Below are 21,152 nucleotides of genomic sequence, written 5' to 3'. Positions count from 1 at the left end.
ACTCAGGCCGCCCGCTTGATTTCGATCACCGGATATTTCCATTTCCAGTTGTCAATGTTTTCGGCGATCGGCTGCATGATGATACACTCGACCGGACAGGGCTTGACGCACAGTTCACAGCCCGTGCACTGCGGCTCGACGATGGTGTGCATCTGCTTGGCAGCTCCGACGATGGCATCCACCGGACAGGCCTGGATACACAATGTGCAGCCGATGCAGGTCTGTTCGTCGATGAATGCCACCTGCTTCGGCTTCTCCTCTGCCTCCAGCGGCTTGACTTCGCGACCGAGCAGATCGGCCAGCTTGCGCACCCCATCGATACCGCCAGGGGGGCACAGGTTGATTTCCGCCTCGCCGGCCGAAATGGCTGCGGCGTACGGTTTGCAACCCGGATAACCGCACTGGCCGCACTGCGTCTGCGGCAGGATGGCTTCGATCTTTTCGACCAGCGGGTCGCCTTCGACCTTGAACCTGATCGACGCATAGCCGAGCGCAGCACCCAGCACGACGGCGCCCAGCGCCATGATCGCCAGGGTGGTGATCATTGATACTTGTCCAGCCCGGCAAAACCCATGAAAGCCAGGCTCATCAGCCCGGCGGTGACCATGGCAATGGCCGTACCACGAAAACAGGTCGGCACATCGGCGCCCTCGACGCGTTCGCGGATACCCGCAAAGAGCACGAGGACCAGCGAAAAGCCGATCGCGCTGGCGGCACCAAAGAGAAGAGACTCGACGAAGTTGTATTTGTTGGCCACGTTCAGCAACGGCACCCCGAGTACCGCGCAGTTGGTGGTGATCAGCGGCAGGTAAATGCCAAGCACCTGGTGCAGCAGGGGGCTGGTCTTCTGGATCACCATCTCGGTGAGCTGGACAATGGCGGCAATGGTGACGATAAAGGACAAGGTCCGCAGGTACTCCAGCCCGAAGGGCATCAACAGGTAGTGGTCGATGACGTAGCTGGCACCGGTGGCGACGGTGAGCACGAAGGTCGTCGCCGCGCCCATGCCGAAAGCCGTCTCCAACTTTTTGGAGACGCCCATGAACGGGCACAGGCCGAGAATCCTGACCAGGACAACGTTATTGACCAGGACAGCGCCGATGATGATGAACAGATAGTGGGTCATGGTTCGCGTGAGCAGGAGGCAGTGCACTCCAGGGCGCTGCGATTATCCCTTGTCAGGTGCGCGCATACAACCACGTTATGTGTACCGCTATCGGAACTCAAACACGGTGTTGCCTGGCGATCGCCGCCGCCGCTTCTGCGACCAGTTCGGGGCCGCGGTAGATGAAGCCCGTATACAACTGCACCAACCGCGCACCAGCGGCGATTTTCGCCGCAGCATCAGCACCGCTGATGATGCCGCCGACACCGATGATCGGCACTTCGCCGGCCAGGGCAATGGCCAGTTTGTTGAGGACCGCATTTGACATCGCCAGGAGCGGTGCGCCGGACAGACCACCCGCCTGCTCGGCGTTAGGCAAGCCTTCGACGCCGACGCGTGCGAGCGTGGTATTGGTGGCGATCACGCCGTCCATGCGATGCCGGCAAAGCAGCGCTGCGATCGCATCGACTTGCGAGTCGTCAAGGTCCGGGGCAATTTTCAATGCCAGCGGCACATACTTGGCATGCCGATCGGCGAGCCGGGACTGCTGGCTTTTCAGGCTTCCGAGAAGGGCATCGAGCGCTTCGTCGCGCTGTAATTCACGCAGATTCCTGGTGTTTGGGCTGGAGACATTGACCGTCACGTAACTGGCCGCGGCATAGACGCGTTCGAGACAGAATAGATAGTCGTCGGCGGCCTTGTCGATCGGGGTATCAAAGTTCTTGCCGATATTGATGCCCAGGATGCCACCACGGCGCGGGAAATCGGCAGCGTCGACATGGGCCAGCAGTTGGTCAACGCCGTCGTTGTTGAAACCCATGCGATTGATGATTGCCTGCCTTTCCGGAATGCGGAACAGGCGCGGTCGGGGATTCCCCGGCTGCGGACGCGGGGTGATGGTACCGATCTCGATGAAGCCGAAACCAAGCGCGGCCAGCGCGTCGATGTGTTCGCCGTTCTTGTCCACACCGGCGGCCAGGCCAACCGGATTGGGAAAATTGATCCCCATGACCGATACCGGATCCGGCGGCACCGGCCTGGCCACAAGGCAGGTCGCTCGCGCTGCCTTGAGCCAGTCGACGCCAGCCATGCCGATGCCGTGCGCGGTCTCGGGGTCCAGGGTAAACAACAACTGGCGCAACAGGGAATACAACATGCGCGCATTTTACCGCATCGCAGCGGACAACGCCTCGCTTGCGGGCTCTAGCGCACGCTGAGGACGCGGCGCGGCCGCAGGTTCCCCACTTCATCGACCTCGCCGAGGCCGAGCAGGCACGCGTCGGCATAGACTCGGCATCGCCCGGGGAGTGCGGCAGTAGTGACCGGATTTCCGTGCACAAAACGTAACCCCGCCGGCCCATCGAGAGATACCGCCGGCAGACTCTGCAGCAGCGTATCTGGCGCCAATAGCCAGGCCGCACGATCGGACTCCGGCATTTCGGCAAGCTGATCGAGGGTCACCGCGTCGACAATCGACAACGCGCCGACCGCGACTCGTCGCAAGGCGGTCAGGTGCGCTGCACTAGCGAGCGCAGCCCCGAGATCCTCGGCCAGGCTGCGCACATAGGTACCCTTGCTGCAGGCGATGCGCAAGCGACAGCGGTCGCCCGAAAAATTCAGCAACCGCAACTCGTGTACCGTCACCTCACGCGCCTCGCGCTCGACTTCGATACCCTGGCGGGCCAGCTCGTAGAGCGGTCTGCCATCGCGCTTCAGCGCCGAGTACATCGGCGGAATCTGGCGAATCGGCCCACGGAAACGGGGCAGAGCGGCTGCGAGTTCGCTCTCTCCAAAATCCACCGGACAGTGCATGATCACCGCCCCGTCGGCGTCACCGGTGTCGGTCCTGACCCCGAACTGGAGTTCGGCTTCATAGGTCTTGTCGGCCGCGAGCAGGTCGACCGAGAACTTGGTGGCTTCACCGAAACAAAGCGGCAGCAGACCGCTGGCCAGAGGATCGAGCGTACCGGTGTGCCCCGCCTTGGCCGCAGAAAAGAGACGCCGTGCGGCCTGCAACGCCGAGTTCGACGACATGCCGGTCGGCTTGTCCAGCAGCAGCACGCCATCCACGCGCCGCCAGGCCTTCCTGGCGGTCAATTCAGGCCTGATGGTCTTGATCCGAGATCGCCACGGCCTCGCTGATCAGCTTCGACAACTGCGCGCCGCGTTCCAGCGATTCGTCGAACACGAAATGCAGTTGTGGCGTCATGTGAATGCTGATGCGCTTGCCCAACTCGCTGCGCAGAAATCCTGCGGCCTTTTCCAGGCCCTCCTGCACCGATTCGAGAGTGTCGCTGCCGGCGAGGCTACTGAAGAAGATTTTGGCGTGCGCGTAGTCGGGACTCACCTGCACATCGGTCAGACTGATCATCCCGACGCGCGGGTCCCGGAGTTCGGTCCGGATCACCTCGGCAAGTTCACGCCGAATTTGTTCGGCAATCCGGTCCCGTCGGGAAAACCCCCTGTTGGTAGCCACTTACAGCGTCCTGGCAACTTCCGTGACGTCATACACTTCGAGTTGGTCGCCCTCCTCGTAGGCACTGAAATTCTTCAGTGAGAGGCCGCATTCAAAGCCCCCGCGAACCTCCCTGACGTCCTCCTTGAAACGCTTCAAGGACTCGATTTCGCCATCCCAGACGACGATGTGGTTGCGCAGCAGACGCGCACGCGAGCTCCGCTTGATCACTCCTTCAAGCACGTAGCAGCCGGCGATGGTGCCGATGCGGGTGGCGCGGAACACCTGCCTGATCTCGACCAGACCGGTGATGTCCTCCCGCTTCTCGGGTGAAAGCATGCCGGACAGTGCAGCCTTCACTTCATCCACCGCGTCGTAGATGATGTTGTAGTAGCGGATATCGACGCCGGCGGTTTCTGCCGCCTTGCGTGCACCGGCGTCGGCACGCGTATTGAAGCCGATGATGACCGCCTTCGAAGCCTGCGCCAGATGGACGTCGGACTCGCTGATCGCGCCCACCGCCGCGTGAATGACGTTGACCTTGACTTCGCCGGTCGACAACTTCTGCAGGGACTGCACCAGTGCTTCCTGGGAGCCCTGTACGTCGGCCTTGATGATCAGTGCCAGAACCTTGGCTTCCGCTTCCGTCATCTGATCGAGAATGCTCTCGAGATTCGCTGCCTGCTTGGTTGCCAGTTTGACATCGCGATACTTGCCCTGACGGAACAGGGCGATCTCGCGCGCCTTGCGCTCGTCTGCCAGTACCACGGCTTCCTGCCCGGCAGCCGGGACATCCGAGAGACCCAGGATTTCGACCGGAATCGACGGACCGGCCTCCTTGATGACCTTGCCGTTTTCGTCAAGCATTGCCCGCACGCGACCAAACACCTGGCCGGCAAGCAACACGTCACCCTGGCGCAGCGTTCCGGACAGCACCAGCATCGTGGCCACTGGCCCGCGCCCACGGTCCAGGCGGGCCTCGATGATCAGGCCCTTGGCCGGCGCATTCCTCGGCGCCTTCAATTCCAGTACCTCGGCCTGCAGCAGGACGTTTTCGAGCAGTTCGTCGATACCCACGCCGGTCTTGGCCGAGACACTGACGAAGGGGGCGTCGCCGCCATATTCCTCCGGCACCACTTGTTCGCCAACCAACTCCTGTTTCACCCGCTCGGGCTGAGCTCCCGGCTTGTCGATCTTGTTCACTGCCACCACGATCGGCACTCCGGCCGCTTTCGCATGGTGAATCGCTTCCCGGGTCTGCGGCATCACGCCGTCGTCAGCCGCCACCACCAGAATGACCAGATCGGTGGCCTTGGCCCCGCGTGCGCGCATGGCGGTAAACGCCTCGTGACCCGGCGTGTCGAGGAATGTCACCATGCCGCGGTCGGTCTGCACATGATAGGCACCGATGTGCTGGGTAATGCCACCCGCCTCGCCACTGGCGACGCGGGTACGGCGAATATAGTCGAGCAAGGATGTCTTGCCATGGTCGACGTGTCCCATCACCGTGACCACCGGGGCTCGCGACTCAAGCGGAACGTCTTTCTGCTCAGCGGAGCTGTCATCCAGGAAGGCATCGGGATCGTCGAGCTTGGCCGCGAAAGCCTTGTGACCCATTTCTTCGACGATGATCATCGCCGTTTCCTGATCGAGTGCCTGATTGATGGTCACCATCGAGCCCATCTTCATCAGTGCCCTGATCACTTCGGTTGCCTTGACCGCCATCTTGTGCGCCAGATCGGCGACCGAGATGGTTTCGGGCACGTACACCTGATGAACCACCGGATCGACCGGCAACTGGAAGGAATGCTGCTCGTCCTCGTCGCCACCGCCGCGACCCGCTCGCTTGCCATGCTTGCTGTCTCGCCAGCCAGTGCCACCGGTCGCGCCGCGCGTCTTCAGTCCGGGCCGCTTGTTGGCCCCTTCACTCTTCCACTGGCCTTTTTTGTCTGCCACCTTCTTTTCGGGCGCTTTCTTGTCCGGCACCTTCTTGTCGGTGGTCGCTGGCTTGGCCACCGGCTTGTGCAGCGTCTTGTCTTCCGTTGGCCGATCACTCGCCGTCTGTGCGGCAACCTGCTTGGCAACCCCCGCGGCCTTGGCGGCGATCGCCTTTTCTTCCGCATCCTGCTTCAGTCGAGCGAGATCGGCGCTGCGTTGCTGCTTGCTCTTGAACTCGGCCTCCTGCAGGGCACGCAGTTCGGCGTTGCGCCGCTCTTCCTCGGCGCGCAGTCGCTGCTGTTCTTCACCAATGATCGAGGCGCGCGTCACCACCTTCTTGGCGCCCGCCCTGGCGTCGGGTGCAGCGACTGCTGGCTCGATTCTCGTATCGGCGGCTATGGCAGCGCCACGCACCGGTGCGTCGGCAGTTGCCTTGCCCTTACCCTTGCCCCTGACGTCACTCGGCGGCGCCGTTTTCACTTCGACAGCGGGCACGGCCCGTACTTCGACCACGGGCTCCACTGCCTTCACTTCGACAATCGGTACTGCCTTGGCTTCAACCAGGGGCACAGCTTTCACTTCGCTGGGTGGCGCCGTCTTGACTTCAACGGCCGGCTCGACTCTCGTTTCGACCACGGCTTCGGCTCTGGTTTCAGCCACCGCCTCGGCGGCAACGACCACCGCTTCGGGCACTGCCGGAAGCGGCTGCCCGGGGGAACGTTCGGCACGCACCTCGGAGACATCCCGTTTGACGAGAACGCGCTTCTTGCGCACCTCGACCTGCACCGTATGCGATTTTCCGTGCGCGTCGTGAGATCTGATCTCGGTCGTTTCCTTGCGTGTCAGGGTGATCTTGGTCTTGGCGTCCGCCGGCCCATGCGATCGACGCAGATACTCCAGCAACCTGGATTTGTCCTGCTCGGACAGCAGATCATCTGCCTGCTTCTTGGCCACACCGGCTTTCTGCAATTGCTCGAGCAACGCCCCAGCCGGCATCTTGAGCTGGGTCGCAAATTGGGCAACACTTGTTTGCGCCATATGTATTCCTCTTTCCCGCTTACTCGAACCAGTGCGCACGCGCCGTGGTGATCAGTTGTTTGGCCCTTTGGGCATCAATGCCGGTGATCTCGGTAAGTTCGTCGACGGCCAGATCGGCAAGATCGTCGCGCGTCTTGATGCCACTACCAGCCAGCTTACCGGCCAGTGACTTGTCCATCCCTTCGAGAGTCAGCATGTCCTCGGCGACGTCGCCGATCTTCTCCTCGGTGACGATCGCGTCGGTCAGCAGAACGTTACGTGCCCGTTCGCGCAGTTCCTGAACCGTTGCCTCGTCGAAGGCCTCGATCTCGAGCATTTCGTGCAGCGGCACATAGGCCACTTCCTCAAGGGTCGAGAAGCCTTCGTCGATGAGGATGTTGGCGACATCCTCATCGACATCGAGTTTTTCCATGAACAGCACGCGGATCGCCGCAGCTTCGGCCTCGACCAGAGTCTTCGACTCTTCCTCGGTCATCAGGTTGATCGTCCAGCCGGTCATTTCCGACGCGAGGCGAACGTTCTGGCCCCCACGACCGATGGCGATCGCCAGATTCTGCTCGTCAACCACCACGTCCATGCTGTGCTTTTCCTCGTCGACGATGATTGAGCTGACTTCGGCCGGCGCCAGCGCGCCCACGACAAACTGTGCCGGGTCAGCCGACCAGAGGACGATATCCACACGCTCGCCAGCCAGTTCATTGGTTACCGCAGTCACCCGGGAACCGCGCATCCCGACACAGGTCCCGATGGGATCGATACGCTGGTCATTGGACTTGACCGCGATCTTCGCACGCATACCGGGGTCGCGAGCCGCGGCCTTGATCTCCAGCAGGCCATCATCCACTTCGGGGACTTCCAAGGCGAACAGTTGAATAATGAATTCCGGCGCGGTACGCGAGAGGACCAGTTGTGGTCCACGCGCCGAGCGGTCGATGCGCAACAGATAAGCCTTGACACGATCACCGATGCGCAGATTCTCTCGCGGAATCATCTGATCGCGCGGCAACAAGGCTTCCATCTTGCCGGTTTCGATGATCGCGTTGCCACGCTCCATGCGCTTGATCGTGCCGGTCACCAGATGTTCCTTGCGACCCAGGAAATCGCTCAGCACCTGTTCCCGCTCGGCATCGCGAATCTTCTGCAGAATCACCTGCTTGGCCGCCTGCGCACCGATCCGACCGAAGTCTATGGGCTCCAGAGCCTCTTCCAGGTAATCCCCGATCTCGACCTCGGGATCCTGCGCCTGCGCTTCCGACAACGGCACCTGCTGCTCCTCGTCAAGGAAGTCCTGATCGGCAACGACCTCCCAGCGACGGAAGGTCTCGAAATCGCCGGTTTCGCGATCAACCGCAACGCGGACGTTTGCGTCGTCGTGGATACGCTTCTTGGTAGCCGACGCCAGCGCCATTTCCAGCGCGCCGAAGACGATATCCTTGGTCACGTTCTTTTCACGTGCCAGGACATCTACCAGCAGCAAGATTTCGCGGCTCATTTCCTCATTACCTCCTAAACCAGCCTGTCGCCCGATTTCAGCATGTCGAACTTGGGCACCAGCCGTGCCTTGTCAATATTGACCAGGTCGACCTCCATTTCGCCCGCATCGGTCTGCAGACGCAGCCTGCCATCCTGAATGCCGTGCAGTACGCCGCTGAAGTTGCGCCGGCCGTTCAACGGCAGGCGCAACTTCAATGTGATTTCGGAACCCGCGAAACGCTCGAAATCCGTGGCTTTCTTCAACGGCCTGTCGATCCCCGGCGAGGAGACTTCCAGCCGGTCATAGTCAATGTTTTCGACAGCCAGCACGCGTGAGAGCTGATTGCTCACCAGAGCACAATCCTCCACATCAACGCCGCGCGGCTTGTCCGGCTTGTCGATGAACACCCGCAGCACGCGGCCGTGCGGACTTCGTTCGACGTCCACCAGTTCATAGCCGAGGCCGGTTACCGTCTTTTCAAGAACTTCGTGCATATCCATGGCTGCAAACAAAAAATGGGCGAAACGCCCATCCCCGAAAAAATTGCCCCCTGGGGGGCGAGCGGAAAACCCTTGGATTATAACGAAAATATCAGCAGAGGTAAATCGGCCTGCGATCAATCGCGATACCTCAACGTTCCCGCGACCGCCGCGCCGGGCGCTCGGGCTGCGCCGTCGCCATCCCGAAGTCAGCCAGGAGCTTCTTCACTTCCGCCTCGGGAAGTTCCTGGACCTGACCCCGCTTCAAGCCAGGCGGCAGCAGGAAGGGGCCGTAGCGGACCCGCATCAGGCGGCTGACAACGACACCGACGGCTTCGAACATGCGCCGCACTTCACGGTTTCGCCCCTCGAACAGCGATACGCGGTACCAGCGGTTGGCCCCCTCGCCGCCGGCTTCCTGAAAGCTCGAAAATTTTGCCGGGCCGTCCTCGAGTTCGATGCCCTCCAGCAGGCGCAGTCGTGCTTCGTCGGGCAATTCGCCAAGGATCCGCACCGCGTACTCACGAACCAGCTGATAACGTGGATGCATCAGCCGATTGGCCAGATCCCCTGAAGTGGTCAACAGCAGCAGGCCACTGGTGTTGAAATCGAGACGGCCGACCGCCACCCAGCGTCCGGCCGACATCCGTGGCAGAGAGGTAAACACGTTCGGCCGATGATCCGGGTCGTTGCGCGAAACGATTTCGCCTTCCGGTTTGTGATAAAGAATCACCCGCGGCAGGCGGTCGGAGAAGCGTAGTTGCACCAGCTTGCCATTGACCTTGATCCGGTCGCCCGGACTCACCGTCTGGCCGATATGGGCCGTCTCGCCGTTGACCATGATGCGTCCGGCGCCGATCAACGCCTCCATCTCCCGGCGCGAGCCAATGCCGCTGTTCGCCAGCAGTTTGTGCAGTCGCTCCGGCTTGCCGACGGGCTCCTGGTGACGGCTACGCCGCGACGACTCCCCGGTAGTGGTCCGCAACGCATGACGCGGATTGTCGGCCGGGAGCGAAGACGCAGGCGCAGCCGGTCGCCGTCGGCCTCCTGTCGCTGCGGGCGACGAGGACAACGGTGGTGAACGAGGAGGGTCGGCAGGAGGTCTGCGTCGGTTATTGGGCATTTGCGAGGTCCAGGGTGGGATTGATCTGTTCGAGCGCGGGCAACTCGGCGAGGCTGCGCAAACCGAGATCGTCGAGGAATTTCCTGGTGGTCGCCAGCAAGGCTGGTCGGCCAGGCGTGTCGCGATGACCGACGACATCGATCCAGCCGCGCTCTTCGAGTACCCGGATCACCTGTGTGGCAACCGTCACACCGCGGATGTCCTCGATATCGCCACGCGTTACCGGCTGGCGATAGGCAATGATGGCCAAGGTTTCCAGCACCGCTCGCGAGTAGCGCGGTGGCTTTTCAGGATTCAGCCGCTCCAGGTAGGGCATATACTCGGCACGCGTCCGAAAACGCCAGCCGCTCGCCACCTGCAACAGCTCAAGCGGACGCTCGCGCCATTCCGCGCGCAACTCGTCGAGCAGTGCACGCAGCACTTCGCCAGCGATCCGGTCGGCGAACACCTTTCGCAGTTCGGCCAGCGACAGCGGCTCGCGGGCGCTCAGCAACACCGCTTCGAGTATCCGCTTCCATTCGTCGGGAGCCTCCGGCGCATCGGCCGGCAGCGAGTTATCGGAAGTCGCCAGGCTCATCGGTCAACCTCAGGTAGATCGGGGCGAACACCTCGACCTGCGTCATTTCGAGCAGATGCTCGCGCGCCAGTTCGAGCACCGCCAGGAAGTGCACGACCAGCACCGGAACCCCCTGCGTCGGATCAAACAGATCGACGAAGTCGACAAAGCCTCCGGCCTCGCGCAGACGACGCAGGATCACGCCCATATGCTCGCGTACCGACAACTCCTCGCGCTGTACCAGGTGGCGGGTATGCAGTCTGGCCTGGCGAAGAATGCCATGCCAGGCATTCTGCAAATCCAGCGGACTGACCTCCGGCAGGCGCCGCAGCAGGGCCTTCTCGACCCAGACCTCGACCCAGTCAAAATCGCGCTCCGCTTGCGGCCACTCATTGATCTGCTGCGCCGCCAGTTTCATCTGCTCGTACTCGATCAGGCGCCGCACTAGTTCCGCTCGCGGATCCTCGGCATCGTCGCCGGTCGCCGCTTTCGGGCGGGGAAGCAGCATCCGCGACTTGATCTCGATCAGCATGGCGGCCATCACCAGATAGTCGGCGGCGAGTTCGAGATTCTGCGAACGCATCGCTTCCACGTAAACCAGATACTGCTCGGTCAGCAGCGCCATCGGAATGTCCAGTACATTCACGTTGGCCTTGCGGATCAGGTACAGCAGCAGGTCGAGCGGCCCCTCGAAGGCATCGAGCATGACCGCCATGGCGTCGGGCGGGATGTACAGGTCGCGCGGAAACTGCGCCAGTGGCTGCCCGTAGATCATGGCCAGCGGACTGACCACGCTGTCCTGGGACGCCGCCGCTGCCTCTTCGACGCTGGCAGTATCGCTCATCGGCAAGCGCAGAACGGCACCGGCGCTCAGTTGAAGTCCAGCCCGATCGCCTGACGTACGTCGCGCATCGTTTCGCGGGCGAGGCGACGTGCCGTGCTGTTGCCATCGCCAATGATCTCGCGCACCAGTTTCGGATCCTCCAGAAATGGCTGCGCGCGCGCGCGCATTGGCGCCTGCTCCCTGAGGATGCCGTCGATCACCGGCTGCTTGCAGTCGAGGCAACCGATACCGGCACTGCGACAGCCCTGCTCCACCCACGCCTGGCAAGTCTCGTCGGAGTATACCTGGTGCAATTGCCAGACCGGACAGTTGGCCGGCTCACCGGGATCGGTGCGGCGGATGCGTGCCGGATCGGTGGGCATCCGCCGGATCTTGTGCGTCACCGAAGCGGCGTCCTCGCGCAGCGTGATCGTGTTGCCGTAGGACTTCGACATCTTCTGGCCATCGAGACCGGGCATGCGCGAGGCTTCGGTCAGCAGCGCGCCGGGCTCGACCAGAATCATCTTGCCGGTGCCTTCGAGATAGCCGCACAGCCGCTCGCGATCGACATGCGCAAACCCCGGCACCTCGTCAAGCAAGGCATGCGCCAAACCGATCGCCGCCTGCTCGCCCTGCTGTTGAAAACGTGTACGCAGTTCCTCGTAACGGCGGGCCCGCTTCGCACCCAGCTTCCTGACCGCTTCCCTGGCCTTGTCTTCAAAACCTGGCTCGCGGCCGTAGAGATGGTTGAAGCGACGCGCAATCTCCCGCGAAAACTCGATATGCGGCACCTGATCCTCACCTACCGGTACCTTGTCGGCGCGATAGATCAGAATGTCCGCGGACTGCAGCAGCGGGTAACCGAGGAAACCGTAGGTCGACAGATCCTTGTTCTCCAGCTTCTCCTGCTGGTCCTTGTAGGTCGGCACGCGCTCCAGCCAGCCCAGGGGAGTCATCATCGACAGCAGCAGATGCAGCTCGGCATGCTCGGGCACCTGCGACTGGATGAACAGCGTCGCCCGGACCGGGTCGACACCCGCCGCCAGCCAGTCGATGACCATGTCCCACGCGGCATTGACGATGCCTCGCGGGTCGTCGTACTGGGTGGTCAGGGCGTGCCAGTCGGCGACGAAGAACAGGCAGGGATACTCATGCTGCAGCCGAACCCAGTTCTTCAGCACCCCATGGTAGTGGCCCAGATGCAGGCTGCCGGTCGGGCGCATCCCGGAGAGAACTCGTTCTGCGTACATGTTCTGTCTTCGTCAGTTCAGGAAGGAAATTGAAAAATGATCTCGACGAGGCCGCCGACCAGACGCATCACCGGCGTCAGCAACGCTCCGAGAATCCCCGTAAACAGTAGCAGTAGCAGGATCGGAAAGCCGAAGCGTTCAAGTTTGGCAAACTGCCAGGCTGCATCTCGCGGCAACAGGCTGACGGCGATGCGACCACCGTCAAGCGGCGGCAGTGGAAAGAGGTTGAGCACCATCAGCGCGATGTTGATCGACATACCAAACTTGGCCATTTCCGACATCGGCAAGCTGAAGAAGTTGATTGGCAGCAACCAGGTCAGCTTGAGCACAGCCGCCCAGAGCAGGAGCATCGCGAGATTGGCGCCTGGACCGGCCGCCGCGACCCACAACATGTCGCTCTTCGGATGCCGCAGGCGCCCGAAATCGACCGGTACGGGCTTCGCCCACCCGAACAGAATGCTGTTGTCGGAGACCAGCAGGATGATCGCCGGGACGACGATCGTCCCGACCAGATCGATGTGCTTGAGCGGATTGGCGGTGATCCGTCCGGCCTGCCACGCCGTCGGATCGCCGAAGTGGCGTGCCGCGTAGCCATGCGCGGCTTCGTGCAGGGTAATCGCGAAGATTATCGGCAGAGCGGCGATGGCGATGGTCTGAATCATGGCCGGTTCCATACGCGCTTCCTTAGTCCAGTCCCAGCGGCGCCAGCGCGCCGAGCCCGGCACGAATCAGCACCGGCAGTGCCCCCGTCAGGTCGACGACCGTCGTCGGCTCGATGCCGCAATGGCCACCGTCTAGGATCAATTCAAGCTGGCCGTCGAGTCGATCACGTATCTCCCAGCCTTCAGTCAGCCGATCTTCGTCACCGGCGAGGATCAGCGTCGAGGTCAGCAACGGCTCGCCAAGGGCCTCGAGCAGCGCCAGCGTGACCGTGTGCGCCGGAATGCGCAAGCCGATGGTCTTGCGTTTCGGGTGCAGGACGCGCCGCGGCAATTCCCGGGTGCCTTCGAGGATGAAGGTGTAGCTGCCCGGCGTCGTCGCCTTCAGCAAGCGATAGCGGGCATTGTCGACCCGTGCGAACTGGCCGATCTGCGACAGGTCGCGGCACATCAGCGTCAGGTGATGCCGATCATCGACGCCACGCAGGCTGCGAATGCGCTCGACCGCAGCCTTGTCGCCGAGGTGGCAGCCCAGGGCATAGCTGGAGTCGGTCGGCAAGGCAATGACGCCGCCTTGGCGAACGACCGCGACGGCCTTTTGCAGCAGCCTCTCCTGTGGGTTGTCGGGATGAATGGTGACATACTGTATCATCGTAGCGCACTCAACCGAGGCTCAGAATGCCTGCCAGACGGGCGTCAAGCCCGCCGGCAGAGGCGCCAGTTTGCCCAGATCGACATAACTTTCACCCGGGCCATGAAAATCGGAACCGCGCGACGCCAGAAAGTCATGCTCCCTGGCCAGGCGTCCAAAAGCATCAACATGTTCCGCCGTGTGGCTGCCCGACATGACTTCGATCGCCTGCCCGCCGAGATCCTTGAACTCGCCGAGAAAACGCCGCATGTCTGCGCGCGACAGCTTGTAGCGCCCGGGATGCGCAACCACCGCCAGCCCACCAGCGCCCAGGATCCAGCGCAGCGAATCGGACAGCGTCGCCCAGCGGTGATCGACGTAACCCGGCCGACCCGGAACCAGATACGACTCGAAGACGCTGCGCAGATCCTTGCAAACGCCGATTTCCACCAGATAACGACCGAAATGCGCACGACTGACCAGGCTCGGGTTGGCGGCGAAGCGCATCGCCCCCTCGAAAGCGCCAGCAATGCCGACCTTTTCGAGTTCGGCCGACATCCGCCGCGCACGCTCAATACGCCCCGAACGGATCGCCGCCAAGCCGGCGTTCAACGCCGGATCTGCGCGGTTGAAGGCAAGCCCCAGAATGTGGATCTGCAGCGCCTCCCATTCGATCGAGATTTCCACACCATTGACAAACGCCATGCCCACGGCGTCCGCAGCCGCACGCGCCGCCGGCAGACCGTCGAGGTCATCGTGGTCGGTCAACGCCAACATCTCCACACCGTTCGCGGCCGCGCGACGGGCAACCTCGGCAGCGGGCAAGAGACCGTCCGAACAGGTGGAATGGCAGTGGAGATCGCAGTTGAGCACGGATACGGACCAGCATGGGCAGCGGAAGTAACTATGCATGATAACGAATATGGCTAGATCGTGCGAGCGAAAGCCTTGTCCAACGTGCTATGAGCGCATCAGCCGCGTCCGCGAACACTTTGACTACCCCCGCGCAAAAAGCATAACCATAGAAAAACTTCGTCATTGGCTTGAAGCCGACGCCGGGTTAGCATTATTCGCTGCGAACTGAACGCTCGGCGCTGGATGCGGCGGGGCCGCCAACCAGTTTTCCAGACACCATTGCCCACCCCAGGAGATCCACATGTCCAGATGGTACGAAGACAACTCCCTTTCGATCGGCCGCACGCCGCTGATTCGGCTCAACCGCATTGTCGAGGGCACACCGGCGACGCTGTTTGCCAAGATTGAAGGGCGCAACCCGGCCTATTCCGTCAAGTGCCGGATCGGCGCCGCAATGATCTGGGACGCGGAAAAGCGTGGCTTGCTGGGGCCGGGCAAGGAACTGGTCGAACCCACCAGCGGCAATACCGGCATCGCGCTCGCCTTCGTCGCTGCTGCACGCGGCATCCCCCTGACCCTGACCATGCCGGAGACGATGAGCGTTGAGCGGCGCAAACTACTGGTGGCCTACGGCGCCAGACTGGTGTTGACCGAAGGTGCCAAGGGGATGAGCGGCGCCATCGCCAAGGCCGAGGAAATCGCCGCCTCCGACCCCGACCGCTACGTGCTGCTGCAGCAATTCAAGAATCCCGCCAACCCGGATATTCACGAGCGCACCACCGGTCCCGAGATCTGGGACGACACCGACGGCCAGATCGATATCCTCGTTTCCGGCGTCGGCACCGGCGGCACCATCACCGGGGTTTCCCGTTACATCAAGAACACTCGCGGCAAGGCGATCACTTCGGTCGCTGTCGAGCCCTCCGCCAGCCCGGTGCTCACTCAGACGCGTGCGGGCGAACCGCTCAAACCGGGTCCGCACAAGATCCAGGGCATCGGCGCCGGCTTCGTGCCGCAAGTCCTCGATCTCACACTGGTGGATGTCATCGAACAGGTGTCGAACGAAGAGGCCGTTGACTTCGCCCGTCGCCTGGCACGGGAAGAAGGCATTCTCTCCGGCATCTCCTGCGGGGCAGCCGTGGCCGCAGCAGTACGTCACGCCCGCAAGCCGGAGAATGCCGGCAAGACCATCGTCGTCGTCCTGCCGGACTCCGGCGAGCGCTATCTCAGCTCGGTGTTGTTCGAGGGCATCTTCGACGCTGCCGGCCTGGCGCTCTGACAAACCGGCCGGGTTGATGGATCCTGGAAAATACTAGCTGTGCGCGGCGCCGTCGGCGCGAAGGTCGAAGATCAGGACTTCGGCGACTTCTCCGGCGGTGATCTCGATCGCCGTTTCGTCGCGCAGCCGCGCGCCGTCGCCAGCCTCCAGTCGCTGGCCATTGATCTGCAGCGAGCCGCGCGCGAGGTGCACATAGGCGTGGCGCGAATTACCGAGATCCAACGTCGCGCCTTCGTCACCATCGAAGAGACCGGCGTACACACGTGCGTCCTGATACACCGACAGCGAGCCGTCGCTACCATCGGGTGAAATGATCAGTCGCAGCCGGCCGCGTTTCTCGCTATCCGGGAAATGCACCTGCTGGTAGCGCGGCGCGACCCGCAAACGGTCGGGAACGATCCAGATCTGCAACAGATGCACGGGATCCTGTGGCGACGGATTGAACTCGCTGTGGCGTATGCCGGTACCGGCACTCATCATCTGCACGTCACCCGGACGGATGATCGATCCGTTGCCCATCGAATCGCGGTGTTCGAGGGCTCCTGCGAGGACATAAGTGAAAATCTCCATGTCCTGGTGTGGATGGGTGTCAAAACCCTTGCCCGGCTGAACCCAGTCGTCGTTGATCACCCGCAGGTCGGAGAAACCCATCTGACGCGGATCGAAATAGCTCCCGAAGGAGAAGGTGTGGCGGGAAGTGAGCCAGCCGAAGCTGGCGTTTCCGCGCTCATCGGCTCGACGTAATTCAAGCATGGCGTACCTCCCGTCAATTCCATCCGTCAGCGGTCAACCACCGCCTGGCGGTTAGTCCAGTTTCGCCAGGATCGACTTGGCCAGCGGCGGATTCTTGGCCAGATATTTCTTTATCCCCGAGAAGATCGCCTCGGCCATCTTGTCCTGGTAGGCGTCGTCATTGAGCCGCTTCTCCTCCTCGGGATTCGAGATGAACGCCGTCTCGACGAGGATCGACGGAATGTCGGGCGCCTTGAGAACGGCAAATCCCGCCTGCTCGACGCTGGCCTTGTGCAGGCGGTTGATGCCGCCGAGTTCACCGAGCACCGCCTTGCCAAGCTTCAGACTGTCGTTGATCGTCGCGGTTTGCGACAGATCGAGCAGCGTACGCGCCAGGATGGGGTCCTTGACGTCGAGGTTCACCCCGCCGATCAGATCGGCGGCGTTCTCCTTTTGCGCCAGATAGCGCGCGGCGGAACTCGACGCCCCACTCTCGGAGAGCACAAAGACCGAAGAACCGTTGGCGTCGGGTCTGACAAAGGCATCGGCATGGATCGAGACGAAAAGATCCGACTGGATGCGTCGGGCCTTCTGCACCCTTGCGTGCAGGGGTACGAAAAAGTCGGAATCGCGCGTCAGGACTGCGCGCATGTTGGGTTCGGCCTCGATCTTTGCGCGCAGTCGTTTGGCAACCGCCAGGGTGACGTTTTTCTCGTAGCTGCCACCACTCCCGACAGCGCCCGGGTCCTCGCCGCCGTGCCCCGGATCGAGGGTGATGGTCACCAGGCGATCGACCATTGGCCGACCCTGGCGTTTGACCACCTTCTGTTCAGCGACCTGCGGCGGCGACTCGGGTTTCGGCTCTGTCTTCGCTTCGACGGGCGGTTCCGGGCGGCTGTCCGGCCTGGCTCGGCTCTCGACTGCCGCGGGTCGCGGTTCCTTGCTGTCCAGCAGCGACAACAGCGGATCGGGCGGATTCAGGGGATAGACATCAAGAACCAGTCGATGCCCGTAACCACCCACCGGCGGCAGGACAAACACCTGCGGATTGACTTCACCCTTCAGTTCCATGACCAGGCGTACGACGCCCGGCTTGTACCGTCCCGCGCGCAACAGCCTGATGTTCGGGTCGTCCGAAGCCACCTTGTTGGCCAGACTCTCAAGCACATTGTTCAATTCAATGCCCTCGAGGTCGACCACCAGGCGCTCCGGGTTCTTCACCGTGAAGTGCGTATATTTCAGGGGCGCAGCGTATTCGATGGCCACCCGCGTGTAGTCGGCTGCCGGCCAGATACGAACGGCGAGAACACCGGAGTTGCGATTGGTCGCCGCCGACGCGAGCGGACTGACCGTCAGGAGCAGCGAGGCACCGGTAAACTTGATCAGGTTGCGGCGTCCTGCCAGCCGCCGTTGAGCGCTTTCAGACATGTTCTCCCCTCCTCGCTGCGCGCGACGACATCCAGCGTCCGCCCCGGTTCGGCAAATTCGAAGCGAACGACGAGATCTGGTGGCGGCGCGTGCTCCGCAGCCTTCTCGGGCCACTCGACAAGGCACACCGCATCATCACGGAAGTATTCGGCAAGCCCCGCATCCAAAAACTCTTCTGGAAAGTTGAAACGATAGAAATCAAAGTGATACCAGTATATCCTCGAAATCACATAAATTTCAACCAGTGTATAGGTAGGGCTTCTTACCGGCCCGACATGATTGCAGGCGCGCAACAGCCCGCGCACCAGCGTGGTCTTGCCGGCCCCCAGATCACCGTCGAGCCAGACGACCATGCCGGGACACAGCAGGGGCGCCAGTCGCCGACCGAAACTGGCGGTCGCCGTCTCGTCCGGCAGGTGCAGGCTGAACGTGGAGTGGTTATCATCCGGGCTATGCACGCAGGTGACTCCAAAACAGGCACTCAACTCGGGCCGGGGCAAGGCCCGACCGATTATGCGCAAGTGGTCAGCAGGATCAAGGCTTGGGGGCAGGAACTCGGCTTTGCGGCGATCGGCATTGCGACCACCGACGTTACCGCGGCCAGGCCAAGGCTGATGCGCTGGCTGGAACTGGGGCGGCACGGCGAAATGGATTATATGGCCAAACACGCAAACCTGCGCGCGACGCCGCAAGGCCTGCTGCCGGACACCCTGTCGGTCATCTCCGCCCGCCTGCCGTACTGGCCTGCGGCGGCCGACGCCCAGCAGATTCTCGCCGCCAGCGAGCAAGCCTACGTCTCCCGCTATGCCCTCGGGCGCGACTATCACAAGACGATGCGTCGGCGACTCCAGCAACTCATCGACCGCCTGCATCGGGAAGCGGCAGCGTTACAACTTGACCGAACCCTTTGCCTGCCGTGCGTTTTCCGATTCGGCTCCGGTGCTGGAAACCGAGTTTGCGGTGCAATCGGGCGTTGCCTGGCGCGGCAAGCACACGCTGTCGCTGACGCGTGCAGGATCGTGGCATTTTCTCGGCGAAATCTATACCACCTTGCCGCTGCCCCCCGACAGACCGATCGGCGATCACTGCGGTGACTGCCGTCGTTGCCTTGACTGCTGTCCCACCAAGGCCATCGTGGCGCCCTACGAGGTCGACGCCCGTTTGTGCATTTCCTACCTGACCATCGAACTGCAGGGCGCAATCCCAGACAGCGCTGCGCCCCTTGATCGGCAATCGCATCTACGGTTGCGACGATTGCCAGTTGTGTTGCCCCTGGAACCGCTTTGCCGGCATCGGCGATCCCGACTTCGGCGTGCGCGAAGGACTCGATGCGGCGCCTCTGACTACCCTCTTCGCCTGGAGCGAGGACACTTTCAATACGCGCCTGGCCGGCAGTGCGATCCGCCGCATCGGCCACCAACGCTGGCTGCGCAACATCGCCGTCGCACTCGGGAACGCCGAAAGCTCGCCGACAAACCTCGCGGCGCTGGCTTCGCGGCAGGACGACCCCTCGCCTCTGCTGCGCGAACACGTCGGCTGGGCGCTGGCCCGGCATGCAGGGAAAAGCGCACGCCCTGGCGAAGGCGGGCGCTGAGCGACCGGCCCGTCCGCAGGAGCCAGTGGCCCGCGCCTACGAGCCGCCGGGAATGACGCGCTCACATGTTCGGGTAGTTTGGCCCACCGCCGCCTTCGGGTGCCACCCAGCGGATGTTCTGCGTCGGATCCTTGATGTCGCACGTCTTGCAGTGCAGACAATTCGACGCATTGATCTGCAGACGCGGCCCGCTCGCGTCCTCGACGATCTCATAGACGCCAGCCGGGCAGTAACGCTGCTCGGGCGAGGCATATTCCTTGAAATTGACCGCGATGGCCTTGCTGCTGTCGAGCAGCTGCAGATGCACGGGTTGCTCCTCTTCGTGCGCGGTATTCGAGACAAATACCGACGACAGCCGATCGAAAGTCAGTTGCCCGTCGGGCCTGGCGTAGTCGATGGGCTGACAGTGGGCCGCCGGGACGAGCTGCGAGTGGTCGTTGCTGCGGTCCTTGAGCGTGAAGAACATGTGGCCACCGAACAGATTCTGCTGGATCCAGTTGAAGGCCCCGCCCAGGAAGGTGCCAAACTTGTGCAGCGCCGGCCCGAAATTGCGCGCCTGAAAGAGTTCTGCATGCAGCCAGGAAGACTCGAAGGCGCTGGCATAGGCCACCAGGTCGCTGCGCCCCTCGTCTCCGGCCTTTAGCGCCGCATGGACCGTCTCGGCCGCCAGCATGCCGGACTTCATGGCCGTGTGAATACCTTTGATCTTGGCGAAATTGAGCGTCCCGGCATCACAGCCAATCAGCAGTCCGCCGGGGAAAGTCTGTTTCGGCAGACTGTTCAGTCCACCCTTGGTAATCGCGCGCGCGCCATAACACAGGCGCTTGCCGCCTTCGAGAGTCTTCCGGATTTCGACCTGCGTCTTGAAGCGCTGAAATTCCTCGAAAGGCGAAAGATACGGATTGGCATAATTGAGGTCGGCGATCAGGCCAACCGCGACCTGGTTATCCTCCATGTGATAGAGGAAGGAACCGCCGGTGGCACCATGCTCGCTGAGCGGCCAGCCGGCACCATGCACCACCAGCCCCGGTCGATGCTTTGCGGGATCGATCTGCCAGAGTTCCTTGATCCCGAGGCCATAGTGCTGCGCCGTCGCGCCGGCAGCAAGATCGTAGTGCGCGATCAGTTCCTTGCCGAGTTGGCCGCGCGACCCTTCGGCAAGCAGCGTGTACTTGGCGTGCAACTCCAGGCCGGGCTGGAAACTGTCCTTCGGCTTGCCTTCCTTGTCACGCCCCATATCGCCGGTGGCCACGCCCTTCACCGAACCGTCGTCGTGATAGAGGATTTCGGCGGCGGCGAAACCGGGAAAGATCTCCACGCCAACGCCTTCCGCCTGTGCGGCCAGCCAACGACAGAGGCTGCCCAGGCTGATCAGGTAATTACCCGCGTTATGCATCGGTGCCGGAACGGCAAATCCCGGCAGCCTGACCGCCGCGGTCTCGCTGCGATAGAGATAGACCTGATCTTCAGTGACCGGAGTGTTCAGCGGTGCTGCCAGCGCCTGCCAGTCTGGCAGCAGTTCATCGAGTGCCCGACTCTCGAAGAGCGCCCCAGAAAGAATGTGCGCCCCGACCTCCGAACCCTTTTCCAGAACCATGACCGCCAGTTCGGGATCGAGCTGTTTGAGGCGTATCGCCGCGCTCAAACCCGCCGGACCCGCACCGACAATCACCACGTCATACTCCATCGCTTCCCGTTCCATCACCGCTCCTCAAGGTATCTCAATCGATCCG

At 62.4% G+C, this 21,152-nt stretch carries 20 protein-coding genes and 1 pseudogene; 2 read left to right on the top strand and 19 right to left on the bottom strand.

Annotated elements, in window-relative coordinates; all coding sequences use genetic code 11:
* Positions 1-2 precede the first annotated feature (2 nt).
* From rsxB to AC15MQ_RS15715, 15 genes are all read right to left on the bottom strand, one after another.
* The gene (gene rsxB / locus AC15MQ_RS15785) at positions 3-545 is read right to left on the bottom strand and encodes an electron transport complex subunit RsxB (protein WP_483080585.1); all 543 of its coding nucleotides are present in this window, start codon (positions 543-545) and stop codon (positions 3-5) included.
* On the bottom strand, positions 542-1,126 hold the full coding sequence (gene rsxA / locus AC15MQ_RS15780; protein WP_287654015.1) for an electron transport complex subunit RsxA: 585 nt from the start codon (positions 1,124-1,126) through the stop codon (positions 542-544). Before rsxA ends, rsxB begins: the two co-directional genes overlap by 4 nt.
* Positions 1,127-1,223: 97 nt before the next feature.
* Positions 1,224-2,261, bottom strand: coding sequence for a quinone-dependent dihydroorotate dehydrogenase (locus AC15MQ_RS15775; RefSeq protein WP_483080584.1), 1,038 nt, complete (start codon positions 2,259-2,261; stop codon positions 1,224-1,226).
* Between the two features lie 47 nt (positions 2,262-2,308).
* Positions 2,309-3,202 carry a tRNA pseudouridine(55) synthase TruB gene (truB, locus tag AC15MQ_RS15770; protein WP_483080583.1) on the bottom strand — a complete coding sequence of 298 codons (894 nt, stop codon included), beginning with the start codon at positions 3,200-3,202 and terminating at the stop codon, positions 2,309-2,311.
* Between the two features lies 1 nt (position 3,203).
* Complete coding sequence (gene rbfA, locus AC15MQ_RS15765) at positions 3,204-3,581, bottom strand: 30S ribosome-binding factor RbfA (protein WP_287654012.1); 378 nt, start codon at positions 3,579-3,581, stop codon at positions 3,204-3,206.
* Positions 3,582-6,536 (bottom strand): translation initiation factor IF-2, encoded by a 2,955-nt coding sequence (gene infB / locus AC15MQ_RS15760; protein ID WP_287665551.1) that lies wholly within the window; start codon positions 6,534-6,536, stop codon positions 3,582-3,584.
* A 19-nt stretch (positions 6,537-6,555) separates the two neighbouring features.
* A complete protein-coding gene (nusA, locus tag AC15MQ_RS15755) occupies positions 6,556-8,028 on the bottom strand; it encodes a transcription termination factor NusA (RefSeq protein WP_287654009.1) in 1,473 nt (490 codons plus the stop codon).
* A 14-nt stretch (positions 8,029-8,042) separates the two neighbouring features.
* Positions 8,043-8,510, bottom strand: a complete 468-nt coding sequence (gene rimP / locus AC15MQ_RS15750; protein ID WP_483080658.1) for a ribosome maturation factor RimP — start codon at positions 8,508-8,510, stop codon at positions 8,043-8,045.
* A 130-nt stretch (positions 8,511-8,640) separates the two neighbouring features.
* A complete protein-coding gene (gene rluB / locus AC15MQ_RS15745; RefSeq protein WP_434735556.1) occupies positions 8,641-9,474 on the bottom strand; it encodes a 23S rRNA pseudouridine(2605) synthase RluB in 834 nt (277 codons plus the stop codon).
* Positions 9,475-9,601: 127 nt separating this feature from the next.
* Positions 9,602-10,189 (bottom strand): SMC-Scp complex subunit ScpB, encoded by a 588-nt coding sequence (gene scpB, locus AC15MQ_RS15740; protein WP_287654007.1) that lies wholly within the window; start codon positions 10,187-10,189, stop codon positions 9,602-9,604.
* A complete protein-coding gene (locus AC15MQ_RS15735) occupies positions 10,167-11,012 on the bottom strand; it encodes a segregation and condensation protein A (protein ID WP_287654006.1) in 846 nt (281 codons plus the stop codon). The genes scpB and AC15MQ_RS15735 overlap by 23 nt, the downstream gene beginning before the upstream one ends.
* Before the next feature lie 26 nt (positions 11,013-11,038).
* Positions 11,039-12,241, bottom strand: a complete 1,203-nt coding sequence (locus tag AC15MQ_RS15730; RefSeq protein WP_287654005.1) for a tryptophan--tRNA ligase — start codon at positions 12,239-12,241, stop codon at positions 11,039-11,041.
* Positions 12,242-12,258: 17 nt separating this feature from the next.
* Positions 12,259-12,903, bottom strand: a complete 645-nt coding sequence (locus AC15MQ_RS15725) for a site-2 protease family protein (RefSeq protein ID WP_483080582.1) — start codon at positions 12,901-12,903, stop codon at positions 12,259-12,261.
* 22 nt (positions 12,904-12,925) lie between these two features.
* Positions 12,926-13,552 (bottom strand): L-threonylcarbamoyladenylate synthase, encoded by a 627-nt coding sequence (locus tag AC15MQ_RS15720; protein ID WP_287654002.1) that lies wholly within the window; start codon positions 13,550-13,552, stop codon positions 12,926-12,928.
* Between the two features lie 21 nt (positions 13,553-13,573).
* Complete coding sequence (locus AC15MQ_RS15715) at positions 13,574-14,443, bottom strand: 3',5'-nucleoside bisphosphate phosphatase (RefSeq protein WP_287665549.1); 870 nt, start codon at positions 14,441-14,443, stop codon at positions 13,574-13,576.
* Between the two features lie 244 nt (positions 14,444-14,687).
* On the opposite strand from AC15MQ_RS15715, the gene cysK reads away from it, so the two are divergent.
* The gene (cysK, locus tag AC15MQ_RS15710; RefSeq protein ID WP_287653998.1) at positions 14,688-15,665 is read left to right on the top strand and encodes a cysteine synthase A; all 978 of its coding nucleotides are present in this window, start codon (positions 14,688-14,690) and stop codon (positions 15,663-15,665) included.
* A gap of 33 nt (positions 15,666-15,698) precedes the next feature.
* Here cysK and AC15MQ_RS15705 read toward each other — a convergent pair whose 3' ends face one another.
* From AC15MQ_RS15705 to tsaE, 3 genes are read right to left on the bottom strand one after another with little or no spacing between them, the layout of a single operon-like run.
* Positions 15,699-16,418: a pirin family protein gene (locus AC15MQ_RS15705; RefSeq protein WP_287665544.1), complete on the bottom strand. Its 720-nt coding sequence runs from the start codon at positions 16,416-16,418 to the stop codon at positions 15,699-15,701.
* A gap of 51 nt (positions 16,419-16,469) precedes the next feature.
* Positions 16,470-17,825 carry an N-acetylmuramoyl-L-alanine amidase gene (locus AC15MQ_RS15700; protein WP_483080581.1) on the bottom strand — a complete coding sequence of 452 codons (1,356 nt, stop codon included), beginning with the start codon at positions 17,823-17,825 and terminating at the stop codon, positions 16,470-16,472.
* Positions 17,780-18,283: a tRNA (adenosine(37)-N6)-threonylcarbamoyltransferase complex ATPase subunit type 1 TsaE gene (gene tsaE, locus AC15MQ_RS15695; protein ID WP_483080580.1), complete on the bottom strand. Its 504-nt coding sequence runs from the start codon at positions 18,281-18,283 to the stop codon at positions 17,780-17,782. The genes AC15MQ_RS15700 and tsaE overlap by 46 nt, the downstream gene beginning before the upstream one ends.
* On the opposite strand from tsaE, the pseudogene queG reads away from it, so the two are divergent.
* Positions 18,278-19,419: pseudogene (queG, locus tag AC15MQ_RS15690) on the top strand (tRNA epoxyqueuosine(34) reductase QueG). The gene tsaE and the pseudogene queG sit on opposite strands and share 6 nt — an antisense overlap.
* A gap of 61 nt (positions 19,420-19,480) precedes the next feature.
* Here the strand turns inward: queG and AC15MQ_RS15685 are convergent.
* Positions 19,481-21,121: an electron transfer flavoprotein-ubiquinone oxidoreductase gene (locus tag AC15MQ_RS15685; RefSeq protein ID WP_483080579.1), complete on the bottom strand. Its 1,641-nt coding sequence runs from the start codon at positions 21,119-21,121 to the stop codon at positions 19,481-19,483.
* Positions 21,122-21,152 lie beyond the last annotated feature (31 nt).

Source organism: Candidatus Accumulibacter propinquus (genome assembly GCF_056856495.1).
Note: the sequence above shows the minus strand (reverse complement) of the source record. Positions and strands in the feature narration are given on the sequence as shown.